Source organism: Flavobacterium caseinilyticum, assembly GCF_004349085.1.
GTDB classification, from domain to species: domain Bacteria; phylum Bacteroidota; class Bacteroidia; order Flavobacteriales; family Flavobacteriaceae; genus Flavobacterium; species Flavobacterium caseinilyticum.
In genome coordinates, this window is record NZ_SMFM01000001.1 from 377,828 (window position 1) to 390,928 (window position 13,101).

Annotated in this window: 8 protein-coding genes; 5 read left to right on the plus strand and 3 right to left on the minus strand. The window is 34.9% G+C overall.

Features of this window, described 5'->3' with window-relative positions; translation table 11 throughout:
• Positions 1 to 7: 7 nt before the first annotated feature.
• Positions 8 to 1,207, minus strand: a complete 1,200-nt coding sequence (locus tag E0F89_RS01710) for an ABC transporter permease (RefSeq protein ID WP_131908137.1) — start codon at positions 1,205 to 1,207, stop codon at positions 8 to 10.
• Positions 1,208 to 1,210: 3 nt separating this feature from the next.
• Entirely contained in the window at positions 1,211 to 1,603 is a 393-nt protein-coding gene (rbfA, locus tag E0F89_RS01715; RefSeq protein WP_035669309.1) for a 30S ribosome-binding factor RbfA, read from the minus strand.
• Positions 1,604 to 1,858: 255 nt separating this feature from the next.
• Between rbfA and E0F89_RS01720 the strand changes: the two genes are divergently transcribed.
• From E0F89_RS01720 to E0F89_RS01740, 5 genes are all read left to right on the plus strand, one after another.
• A complete protein-coding gene (locus E0F89_RS01720; RefSeq protein WP_243699471.1) occupies positions 1,859 to 5,551 on the plus strand; it encodes a UvrD-helicase domain-containing protein in 3,693 nt (1,230 codons plus the stop codon).
• A gap of 48 nt (positions 5,552 to 5,599) precedes the next feature.
• The gene (gene kbl, locus E0F89_RS01725) at positions 5,600 to 6,793 is read left to right on the plus strand and encodes a glycine C-acetyltransferase (RefSeq protein ID WP_131908139.1); all 1,194 of its coding nucleotides are present in this window, start codon (positions 5,600 to 5,602) and stop codon (positions 6,791 to 6,793) included.
• Between the two features lie 112 nt (positions 6,794 to 6,905).
• Positions 6,906 to 8,348: an OmpA family protein gene (locus E0F89_RS01730; RefSeq protein ID WP_131908140.1), complete on the plus strand. Its 1,443-nt coding sequence runs from the start codon at positions 6,906 to 6,908 to the stop codon at positions 8,346 to 8,348.
• 64 nt (positions 8,349 to 8,412) lie between these two features.
• Positions 8,413 to 11,190, plus strand: coding sequence for a PD-(D/E)XK nuclease family protein (locus E0F89_RS01735; RefSeq protein WP_131908141.1), 2,778 nt, complete (start codon positions 8,413 to 8,415; stop codon positions 11,188 to 11,190).
• Positions 11,191 to 11,492: 302 nt separating this feature from the next.
• Positions 11,493 to 12,164 (plus strand): ATP-binding cassette domain-containing protein, encoded by a 672-nt coding sequence (locus E0F89_RS01740; RefSeq protein ID WP_131908142.1) that lies wholly within the window; start codon positions 11,493 to 11,495, stop codon positions 12,162 to 12,164.
• On the opposite strand, the gene E0F89_RS01745 is transcribed toward E0F89_RS01740, so the two are convergent.
• Entirely contained in the window at positions 12,161 to 12,943 is a 783-nt protein-coding gene (locus E0F89_RS01745) for an alpha/beta fold hydrolase (RefSeq protein ID WP_131908143.1), read from the minus strand. The genes E0F89_RS01740 and E0F89_RS01745 overlap by 4 nt on opposite strands.
• Positions 12,944 to 13,101: the final 158 nt, after the last annotated feature.

The following is a 13,101-nucleotide window of genomic DNA, read 5'->3' on the forward strand; positions in this document are numbered from 1 at the left end:
AAAAATCTCATTCCAACAACTTCTTACTTACGCGACTGCTCGCAATTAGTGAAGCAATAAAGCCAAGTGTAACAATAGTGCCCATAACAATCAGAACATTTTCGAGAGAGAAAATTACGGGATACGCCAGTGTAGGAGTAATCATAACTAATTGAAAATGTTCTTGCAATAGAACAATTATAATTCCTAAAGTTAGCCCAATAATTCCGCCAAAAACACTCAATAAAGTGCCTTGAAGCAAGAATATTTTTCGCAAATCTTTGATTTCTGTTCCCAAATTAAAAAGAGTTTTTAGGTTTCCTTTTTTGTCTAAAATCATCATAATTAAAGCGCCAATCAAGTTGAAAAGTGCTACAACAATAACTAAAGTAAATATTAAATACACCGCAATATTCTCGGTGTTCAACATTTTATAAAGTGATTCGTTGAGTTGAGCCCTGTTTTTTACGGTGATTTTGTTATTGAAAATGGTTTGAAGTTGCTCTGTGATTGCACTTTCGTCAGCGTCAGCTTTCGTTTTAATTTCAATCCCGGAAACCTGATTGTTTTTGTATTCCAATAATTCTTGGGCTAAACCTAAATCAGCAAAAACATATTTTGAATCTAAATCTTCGCTGATGGCATAAATCCCAACCGGAATAAGATCCGTTTTATTGAAAGCTTGTTCCGGATTTTCGATAGCGCCTTTTCCTGGTTTTGGAACTAAAACCTCCAAATGATTATTAAAATCCAATAATCCCATCGAGAATTTTTGCGAAATTCCATAACCCACAACCACTTGATACGTATCCGGATTAAGCCATTGTCCGTTGAAGATTTTCGTTTTTATTGCATTTACTGTACTAAAATTAGAATCAACACCTTTTAAGTACGTAACTTCCTGTTTACCGTCAAAAGTGAATAAAACGCGCTCCTCAATAATTTTAGTATACGAAACCAAGCCGTCAATTTTCTTAATTTGGCTTTCCTGATTTGGAGAAATCAAAAAGGATTTCCCTAAAGTGCTGCTTATTTTTAAATCGGGATCAATATCATTTGTAAACGAAAGACTAAAAACTTTCAACCCGCTAAAAACAGATAAAACCACAAACAAGGCCATGGCACCAACAATAATTCCCAAACTGGCAATACGATTGATGATATTGATAGCATTATTTTTACTATTGCTAAGAATGTAGCGTTTGGCTATGTAAAGGGGAAAATTCAAATTTTATTGAAATCTACGTTTGTCCAAAAGATCTCTGTTTTCTATAGGATTATCTCTATTCGCTAACGCATTGTCAATCTTTTCAATGTAATCCAAAGAGTCATCAATAAAGAAAACCAAATTTGGAACTTTTCTCAATTGCAAACGAACTCGTTGCGATAAATCATGTTTTATATTTTTAGCGTTGGACTTAACCGCCTCTAAAATTTCTTTTGCTTTGTCCTGAGGGAAAACACTTAAATGCACTGTAGCTACTGATAAATCTGTAGTAACCGTAACCTTGGATACCGAAATGACTAAGTTTGCCACTCCGTTTTTTCTCACTTCACCTTGCAGAATGTCAACCAAATCTTTTTGGATTACCCCACCTATTTTTTTCTGTCTATTTGTTTCCATGCTGCAAAAATACTACTTTTAAGTTTTATCCCGAAGTTTCGAGACAATTTTTAAAAACAACCTATTAATACGTGTATTTTTAGGAGCTATTTCCTGCTATCCGTTGCAATCTTTTATAAAGCTGGAAGCCTTTTGAAGGCTTCCAGCTTTATAAAAGGATTTCCACTTCTATCAGGGCTAGGGATTTGGTAAATTAGAACGTTAATTCTAAATCAGAAATCGTAATGTATAAACAACATCAATTTGGAACATAAAATAAATCCAGTTTCGGCTCCCTCTCCTTCGGGGAGGGTTGGGGAGGGGAGACCTTCATTCTCTATATACGACGCATCGGCCGGTTCCGGAAAAACCTATGCGCTTGTCAAAGAATACCTGAAAATTATCCTTGTTGCGCCAAAAAACGATGCCTATCGCAACATTCTCGCCATTACGTTTACCAACAAAGCGGTTCACGAAATGAAAAGCCGAATCGTAGGCAGTTTATCCGAATTTGCCAAGGACGAACCAAGTGCAAAAGCGCAGGATTTAATGCAGGATTTGGTTATAGATACGAAATTGTCCAGCATTCAAATCAAAACGAAATCACAACAAATCATCAAGCATATTATTCATAATTATGCGGCTTTTGATATTTCGACCATTGATAAATTCACGCATAAAGTGATTCGTGCCTTTGCGCACGATTTGAATTTACCAATGACTTTTGAAGTTACTTTGGACACCGAAAATTTATTGATAGAAGCCGTCGACGCCATCATTGCCCAAGCCGGAGAAGATGAAACATTAACAAAACTGCTCATCGATTTTACGATGGAAAAAACAGATGATGACAAGTCTTGGGACATTTCTCGTGAAATTCTCGAAACGGGTCGTTTGGTTTTAAATGAAAATAATAGAAACGAAATCACGCATTTTCAAGATAAATCCATCGCTGAGTTTGTCGAAATCAAAACCAAACTTTCCGAAGCCTGCAAAGACTTAGAAAAGCAAACGATTGTTTTTGCCGAAGAAGCGTTGACCTTAATTGATAAAAACGGTATTGATGTAAAATCTTTTTCCAGAGGTACTTTTCCAAATCATATTAATAGCATTCAACAAGGGAAATTCAATCCTAAGAATAAAATGTTTCATGAGTTTGATGATATTGCAATCAATAAAACAGCAAAAGACCGAGCGATTATTGAAAACCTTATACCTGAATTTTTGCAAATTCTGACTAAAGTTTACACAGCTTTCGAAAAGATAAATTTCTATAAAGCCTTCCTGAAAAATATTACGCCTTTGTCATTGCTGAATACGGTTAGTAATGAATTAGCCAAAATTCAGGAAGAACAAAATGTGCTTTCCATTTCCGAATTTAACGCCATTATTCATCGGGAAATTCAAAACCAACCCGCTCCTTTTATATACGAACGATTGGGCGAGCGCTACCGTCATTTTTTTATTGACGAATTTCAGGATACTTCTGAAATGCAATGGCAGAATTTAATTCCGCTGATTGATAATGCGCTTTCAGGTCAGGATGATTTTGGAGTAAAAGGAACTTTGATGATTGTTGGCGATCCAAAACAGTCTATCTACAGATGGCGTGGCGGAAAAGCGGAACAATTTATTGAATTAAGTAAAGACCAAAATCCGTTCAACAATCCCGATAAAAGACTCGAACATTTAGATAAAAATTATCGGTCTTATTCGCAGATAATCGAATTCAACAATGATTTTTTCAAATTGTTATCCAATGAATTTGAGCATTTGGATTATAAAGATTTGTATGAAAATCACAGCCATCAAAAAACGAATGATAAAACGGGTGGTTATGTAAATATTTCTTTCATTCCAAAAATAGAAATTTTGGAAGATGACGAAGAAACTTTGGACAAAACCGATTTGTATGTTTTAGCCACTTTAAACACGATTCAAAAAACGTTAAAGCAGGGCTTTCAATACAAAGACATCGTAATTCTGACCAGAAAACGAAGTCAGGGAATTGCGATTGCGAATTATCTAACCGAGCAAGGAATTCCACTTTTGTCATCCGAAACCTTGATGATTCAAAATGCCACCGAAGTTCGATTAATTATTCATTTATTGAAATACTTGAAAAACAGTTCTGATTTGGAATCCAAAGCAAATTTTCTTCAATATTTAGCACAAAACAGTCAAGATAAATTACCGATTCACGATTTTATTGCTCAAGGAATGGCGTTATTTCAAGAAGCTGATTTCGAAAATTGGTTAATGAGTTTCGATGTTTCGCTTTCGTTTCAAAACATTCGAAAAAAATCATTATATGAAGCGGTGGAAACTATAATAACAAAGTTCCTCCCCCCAGCCCCCTCCGAAGGAGGGGGTGACGAAGTGGTTAATCGTGTGGATAAAAATGGTGTAACTGATTCAAATAAATTAGGATACATGACAGGCGGAAATTATTCTCATCTTTCAATTGAAAAAGCAAAAGAAATGAGAAAAGAGCCAACGCCTGCTGAGAAAGTTCTTTGGATGGAGCTTAAATCTAAATCACTAGAAGATCATAAATTCAGGCAACAACATTTGATAGATAATTTTATTGTTGACTTTGTATGCTTGTCAAAAAAACTGGTTGTTGAAGTAGACGGTGAATACCATTTTACAGAAGAACAAATGCAGTTGGATAACTATAGAACAATTACTTTAAATAAATTAGGCTATAAAGTGATCCGATTTACAAATGAACAAGTAGTAAAGAGTATTTCAGAAGTCTTAAAAGAAATCAAAAAGGGTTTAGCGATTCAAGAAATTTTTCTAGATTCCATTGCTCCAGTTTCGGCTCCCTCCCCTTCGGGGAGGGTTGGGGAGGGGAATGCCTACGTTCAATATTTTCTAGACATTGTTCTGGAGCGCGATATTCGCAACCAAGCAGGAATTTCAGATTTCTTGAATTTCTGGGATAAAAACGCGGAGAAATTCAGTATTCCATCTCCAGAAGGAACTAATGCCGTTCGGATTATGACGATCCATAAATCGAAAGGATTAGAATTCCCGGTTGTAATTTTCCCTTTTGCCGAAGAAGATTACACCAGAAAACCAAAAGATAAATTATGGCTGAATGCGGAAGAACAGGATTTTGGTTTGCCAAAGGTTTTGATTGATAACAGCAGTGCGGTTGAAGGATTTGGAGAAGAAGCGGCTGAGGTTTACAATCAAAAAAAGCAGGAAGAATTATTGGATAATATCAATGTTTTATATGTTGCTTTAACGCGTGCTGAAGAACAATTGTATGTTATTTCGAACATGAATTTATCCAATAAAGGCGAATTGCCAAAGAATAATATGTGTTCATTTTTCATTAATTATTTAGATAACAAAGTTGGGTTTGATGAAAATCAATTGGAATATGAATTTGGTAATTCGATGAAATTATCTTCTGCAAAACAACATGTCGATACTTCAAAAACGATTCCTTTGGTTAGTGAAATTCTAAATCCAAAGAATATAAAAATTGCGCAACGAGAAGCATTAATGTGGGGAACACATCAGCAGGAAGCTATTGAATATGGTAATGTGATTCACGAAATTCTATCTTTTGTAAAAACAAAAAAGGATGTTGATTTGGCAATTACAAAGTCTATAGAAAATGGATTGATCACTTTTGCTCAGAAAGAAATAGTTTTTAATACAATTCAGGAAATTGTTAATCACAGTGAATTAGAAATTTGTTTTGCTGAGGGAAATGAAGTTTTGAATGAGCAAACTATTATTCAAAAAGAGGGTAGAACCATAAAGCCGGACCGAATGGTTTTGACAAAAAACAAAGAAGTGTTATTACTGGATTATAAAACAGGAACACATAATGTGAAATACCAACAGCAATTAGAAAATTATCAAACAGCAATTGAATTAATGGGTTATAAAGTGACAAAAAAAGCACTTATTTACATCGGAAAAGAAATCGATGTAGTAAATTTGTAGCCTAAAAAGTGAATAATTCGCAAAATTGAACTTTAAAAACATATTAAAATGTACGGAAAAATAAAAGAACATCTTCAGGCAGAATTACAAACTATTGAAGATAATGGAATTTTCAAAAAAGAACGCATTATAACTTCACCTCAAGGAGCAGAAATTACAATATCTACAGGAGAAACTGTTTTGAATTTTTGTTCCAATAATTATCTTGGATTATCATCACATCCGGAAGTTATTCAGGCTGCTAAAGATGCTTTGGATACGCATGGTTTCGGAATGTCATCAGTTCGTTTTATATGCGGAACTCAAGATATTCACAAAACATTGGAACGAAAAATTTCTGAATTTTACGGAACAGAAGATACTATTCTTTACGCTGCCGCTTTTGATGCTAATGGTGGAGTTTTTGAACCTTTATTAGGAGAAAATGATGCGATAATTTCAGATAGTTTGAATCACGCTTCTATTATAGACGGTGTTCGCTTGTGTAAGGCGGCTCGTTATCGTTATGAAAATAGCAATATGGAAGATTTGGAACAACAATTAATCAAAGCTACTGAAGCAGGAACTCGTTTCAAATTGATTGTTACCGATGGAGTTTTCTCTATGGATGGTGTGGTAGCGCCATTAGATAAAATTTGTGATTTAGCCGATAAATATGACGCAATGGTTATGGTAGATGAATGCCATGCTGCTGGATTTATAGGAGCAACAGGAAAAGGAACGCTCGAGGCAAAAGGTGTAATGGGAAGAGTAGACATCATTACAGGAACTTTAGGGAAAGCACTTGGCGGAGCAATGGGAGGTTATACGACTGCAAAAAAAGAAATTATCGAATTATTACGACAACGTTCCCGACCGTATTTGTTTTCTAATTCGTTGGCACCTGCAATTGTTGGAGCATCCATAAAAGTTTTTGAATTATTAGAAAAAGATACTTTATTACGTGATAAATTGGAATGGAATACAAATTATTTCAAACAAGGAATGATAAAAGCGGGCTTTGACATCATAAACGGCGATTCTGCTATCGTTCCCGTAATGTTATATGACGCAAAACTTTCACAAAAAATGGCAGATGAATTATTAAAAAAGGGGATTTACGTAATTGGGTTCTTTTTTCCGGTAGTTCCTAAAGACAAAGCAAGAATTAGAGTGCAGCTGTCCGCCGCACACACAACGGCGCATTTAGATAAGGCAATTAGCGCTTTTATTGAAGTTGGTAAAATGCTAAAAGTTATATAATTCCTATTTTTCATCATGTTTGTAGGTTTTTTTTAACATAACATTTTGTTATTAAAAATTTCCGTCCTACTTTTGCCTGTAATTAACTAAATTGTAATTAAAAATATTAAGTATGAAACATCTTAACAAAATTTTAGTTGCTGTGATGATGGTGGTGGGCTTAAGCTCCCACGCACAAGACAGTAACAATCCTTGGGCTATCTCTTTTGGGGCTAATGCCGTTGACACTAAGGCAAGTGCTGATGGTGGGAAAAACTGGCTAGACCGCCATGTTACAACTCCATTTGCTGTAAAAAAGAACTGGAATATCCTTCCTTCTGTGTCTTATTTAACTGTATCTAGATTTATTGGAGATAATTTCTCTTTCGGAGTTACTGGATCTGTAAACAAAATCAATAAGTTTGTGACATTTTCTCCGGAAACTCCAGGTCATGATTCTCGTGGTTATCATGTGACGAACCCAGGTGATTTAATGTATTATGGAGCTGATGGTATCATCAGATATAGCTTCATGAACCTTATTAATTCTAAAATAATTGATCCGTCTTTATCTATTGGTGGTGGATACACATTCTTTGGTGATAGTAGTTACGGAACGGTTAATCCAGGTGCTGGTTTAACATTTTGGTTTACTGATAATATCGGTTTAGAACTTGCTACAAAATACAAAAAATCTTTCGGAGACAGAACTGAAGGTGATGTTGATTTTGCAACACCAGATGCTCCATCTCATTTCCAACATTCAGCTGGTATTATTTTCAAATTTGGTGGAAAAGATACTGATGGTGATGGAATTTATGACAAAGATGATGCTTGTCCAGAAGTTGCTGGTTTAAAAGAATTTAACGGATGTCCTGACACAGATGGAGATGGAATTCAAGATAGTGCTGATGCTTGTCCAGACGTATTTGGTTTAGCTGCATTAAACGGTTGTCCTGATACTGACGGTGATGGAGTTGCTGACAAAGATGATGATTGTCCAGAAGTTGCTGGTTTAGCTGCCTTAAGAGGTTGTCCAGATGCTGACGGAGATGGTGTTGCTGATAAAGATGACAAATGTCCTACAGTTGCAGGTCCTAAAGAAAATGGTGGATGTCCATGGCCAGATACTGATGGAGATGGTGTTTTAGACAAAGATGATGACTGTCCTACTGTAGCTGGTCCAGCTAGTAACAGAGGATGTCCAGAAGTAACTTCAGAGGCTTTAGATAATCTTAAAGTTCAGGCTAGATCGGTTTATTTCCATTCAGGTAAAGCTACTTTCAAAACAGCAGACGTTCCAGGAAGATTAGATGCAATTGCAGAAATCCTTAAAAACTATCCTAATGCTAAATTCAGTATTCAAGGACACACTGATAGCGATGGTTCTGATGAATTCAACCAAAAACTTTCTGAAGATAGAGCTAATGTATTGAGAGACGCTTTAATCGAAAGAGGTATTAAAGCTGAAAACTTAAATGCTGTTGGTTTTGGTGAAGGTACTCCGGTTGAAACAAACAAAACTGGAGCTGGTAAAGCTAAAAACAGAAGAACGGAAGTTATTTTACAAAAATAATTTTCTTCAAAATATTTTTAGAAAACGCCTCGATTTATCGGGGCGTTTTTTTTATTTTTATAAAATGACAAATACTTCCTTTCTTGACAAAATTGCTACCGTTTTAATTGAAAATTATTTAGACAATCTTTCCAATACGATTGTTGTATTACCAAACAAACGAGCTAAAATTTTCCTGATTGAAGCGTTAAAAAATCAAGTCACAACCAATATACTTTCTCCTGAAATTATAAGTATCGAGGATTTTGTGCAAAACATTGCCGGTATCCGCACCATAGATCCTATTGAGCTATTATTTGAATTCTACGAAGTCTACTTATCTATTACCGATAAAGCAAACCAACAATCCTTTGAGTTATTTGCCAATTGGGCGAAAACATTACTACAAGACTTCAATGAAATTGACCGCTATTTATTAGAGCCATCGCATGTTCTTTCCTATCTGAAAGATATCGAGGATATTAAAAAGTGGGGAATTGAAGTCGAAAACAAAACGGCATTATTAGAAAAATATATTGATTTTTGGAAATTATTACCCAATTACTATCAATCACTTTATACACATTTGCTAAACAAAGGAATCGGATATCAAGGTTTGATTTATCGTGAAGCGGTTAATAATCTAAATCATTTTTCGAATTCGGTGCAAGAGAAACAATTTGTCTTTGCGGGTTTTAACGCATTGAATGCCGCCGAAGAAAAAATAATCCAGCACCTTATCGCCTCTGATCAGGCCAAAATATATTGGGATGTAGACCAAATCTTTCTCAATGATTCGTATCATGATGCAGGACTCTTTGTAAGACGTTTTAAAGAAAATTGGAAACATTACAAGCAACATCCGTTTGAATGGATTGTAAATGATTTTTCACAGACAAAAAATATTCAGGTGATTGGTACACCCAAAACAATAGGTCAAGCCAAAATAGCCGGAAGCATTATCGAGAATGTTATCAATGAATCCCGAAGTCTAGGAACTGAAGGCAGGCTAGATAAAGTGGCTGTGGTTCTGGGTGAGGAAAATCTTTTGGTACCGCTTTTATATTCTTTGCCATCCACTGTTGGTGCTTTAAATATTACAATGGGATATTCGAGTAAGAACAATCCAGCGCAGATTTTGATTGCTAAATTATTTAAAATGCACACGAATGCATTATCCAGAAATGCTAAAAATTATGTGTTGTATTACAAAGATGTACTGGATATTTTGACGCATCCTTTGGTGGAACCGTATGCAAAAACCAGCGCGCTTGTCCATACCATCAATCAAAATAATTATACTTTTATTACGCATCATAAATTGATGGAGTTGAATGCAATTCCGAGCGAATTGTTTCTCTTATTATTCCAAAAATGGGAAAAGGGATCGATTCCGGTATTAGAGACGATTTCAAAATTATTACAAACGATAAAAGAAAATTTAAGTAACGATAACGAAGAAGAAAAAATCACTAAAGCTTTTGTTTTTGCCATTTTCAAAGTCATCAATAAACTGATTAATTACTATTCCAAACACGAACATATCGATAAAATAGAAACGCTTTATGCCATTTACAAACAAGTAATTGATTTGGCGGAAGTTTCCTTTGAAGGAGAACCGTTGAATGGTTTGCAGATTATGGGAGTGTTAGAAAGCCGTGTTTTGGATTTTGACACCGTTATTGTCACTTCGATGAATGAAGGGAAATTTCCGGCGGGAAAATCACAAAACTCATTTATTCCGTATGATGTGAAACGCGAACTGGGTTTGCCGACGTTCAAAGAAAAAGATGCGATTTACACCTATCATTTCTATCATTTGTTGCAACGCGCCAAAAATATTTACTTGCTGTATAATACCGAAAGTGAAGGTCTGGATGCGGGTGAAAAAAGCCGATTCATAACCCAACTGGAAGTCGAAAAGCAAAATAATCATACGTTAACGCACGAAATTTACAACGCAGTTTTACCCGAAACAGCCTATCAACCGATGGTAATTCCAAAATCGGAAAGTGTGATGTTGCGATTGAAAGAAATTGCTGAAAAAGGTTTTTCCCCATCGGCATTGACGAGTTATATTCGGAATCCGATTCAATTCTATTTCCAGAAGATTTTACGCATCAGCGAAGTCGAAGAAGTCGAGGAGAACATTGCATTGAATACCTTGGGAACCATTATCCACGAAACTCTAAAAGTTTTGTATGAGCCATTTATTGGTAAATTTATTTCAGAAAGTGATATTCTAAATTGTTTCAAACAAATAGACGCTGAGGTTTTGAAACAATTCAAATTAGTTTACAAAGAAGGCGAAATCAAAAAAGGGCGAAATTTATTGGCGTTTGAAGTCGCTAAACGAAATGTTTCTAATTTCCTAAAAGTGGAACTGGAAAGTATTAAAAACGGCGATGCGATAAAAATAATTGCTTTGGAACAAACTTTTGGAAGAACTTTTAATCATCCTAATTTGCCTTTTCCTGTATTGATAAAAGGAAATGTAGATAGAATTGAAGAGCGCAACGGAGTCATTCGAATTATCGATTACAAAACCGGAAAAGTTGAAAAAGCGAGTGTCACTCTGAAATCCTGGAACAGATTAACGGAAGATATTAAAAGCGATAAAATCATTCAGGTTCTGGCGTATGCTTTCATGTATGAGCATGACGCGAAAGGAAAACCAATTGAAGCCGGAATTATCTCTTTCAAGAATTTAAAAGCTGGTTTTCTTCCGTTTAATTTTAAAGAAGACAAAGAAGTAAATTCGATTATAAATGAAGAAATTTTAAGTAATTATTTAGAACAAATGGTTCTTTTATTAAGCGAGATTTTAGATCAAAATATTCCTTTTGAAGAGAAAATAATTTAAACATAATTTCCAGTCAGAAAATTAGCCAACATCTTCGAGTTTTATAAAAGCACTTTGACGATTAACGTGTCAATAAGTGCTTTGGCATGGGTTTTTGGAGGATTTGAAACCTTCAAATACGTATTTATTATTTTTGGTTTCTTCATTAGCCTTTTGATAAAAGAAGTGAATGCTAAAAATGAATATTTGTTTTATTACAATAACGGAATTTCAAAAACGCAATTGTTTGTGTATGGTTTTTTACTGAATTTTGTTTTTTCCTTGGCGCTGATATTACTCATTAATGTAGTATTGAAATTCGTATGACAAAGAGTATTTTAGAAGTAGACAGTGTTCAAAAACAATATGATGGAAAAATCATAGTTTCCGATGTGTATTTGAAATGTGAAACAGCTGATATTATTGGCATTCTGGGAAGAAATGGTTCTGGAAAATCTACTTTGTTGAAAATCATTTTCGGAATTGTAACTGCTGATTTTAAATTTGTTCGAGTTGATGGCGTTGTGAAATCAAAAACTAGCGAGTTGCTAAATGATTTCAGTTATTTGCCCCAAGATAATTTTATTCCAAATTCATTCTCGATACAAAAGACCATTCATTTGTCTATAGCCAAAGATAAATTGCAGGATTTTTATGCCGACGAAATGATTCAATCGATGCTGAACAAAAAAATAAAGCATTTGTCCGGCGGAGAATTACGGTATTTAGAAATTAAATTAATCCTGAATAATGCGTCGAAATTTGTTCTGTTAGACGAGCCTTACAATGGTTTGTCGCCCATAATGATTGAAAAAATTAATGAATTAATCACTGTAATGTCCAGTGTAAAAGGCATCATTATAACGGATCATAACTATGAAAATGTGATAAAAGTCTCCACAAAACTGGCGTTGATGAAAGAAGGAAAAATGCACCACTTGAAATATAAAATCGAATTGGTGGAAAAAGGATATTTGAAATCCGGAATGATCTAAATGCTTTTGAAAAAAGCCAACAATACAATCAATAACTGGTCTTGATTCTCAATATGACTCATGTGTCCGTCGGGAAAAGTCACTAATTTTACCGTAGTGTTTTCGATTTGTTCTTTGGTTTCCTCGTAATTCAGGACAGGATCTTTTTCGCCTAGAATTAATAATTTAGGATATGGCGTAAGGTGCAATAACACTTCCCGATCTTGTCGTATTTTCATGCCTTCCAATGACGCAACGATTCCTTGCAGCGGTGTTTTTAAAGCTTCTTTTTTTACGGTTTCAATTTCTAATGAAAGTCGTTCTCTGTTAGATTCGCTGAATAAGTTTGCAATAGAAAGTGAAACAAAATTCATAAAAGATTGTTTTACCGCTTTAATAGCTCGATCCCGATTTGTTTTTCGTTCCTCGCTGTCGGCTCTAGCGGTTGAGTTTAGTAGTACCAATCCTTTAATAGTGTCAGGATATAATTCGGCGAAAGCCAAAGCAACATAACCGCCCATAGAATGCCCGACAAAAATGGCTCTCCGGATACGCAATTCCGATAAAACTGCGTGGACTGCATCGGCATTATCTTCCATCGTTTGCACGTAACTCAAACATTCCGTTTCACCGTGTCCCAATAAATCAATCGCGATGACGCGATTTTTTTTAGCAAACTCCGGAATATAAAAATCCCACATGCCTTTGCTTTCCAAGAAACCATGAAGTAAGACAATAGCGGTTCCTTTCCCGGTATCGGAATAGGATATGTTGGTGTTTTTAAAGAGAATTTGTTTCACTTTTAGTTTTTAGAGTCTGCAAAATTAGGGCTTTAATCTTTTTAAACCATATAAGGCATATAAGTTTTAAAATTGTTATGGTGAATTATACCAAAAAGTACAAAGTGAAATTGAAAAAATGTTTAAACAAAAACTGTTTTTTAACCATATAAGGAATT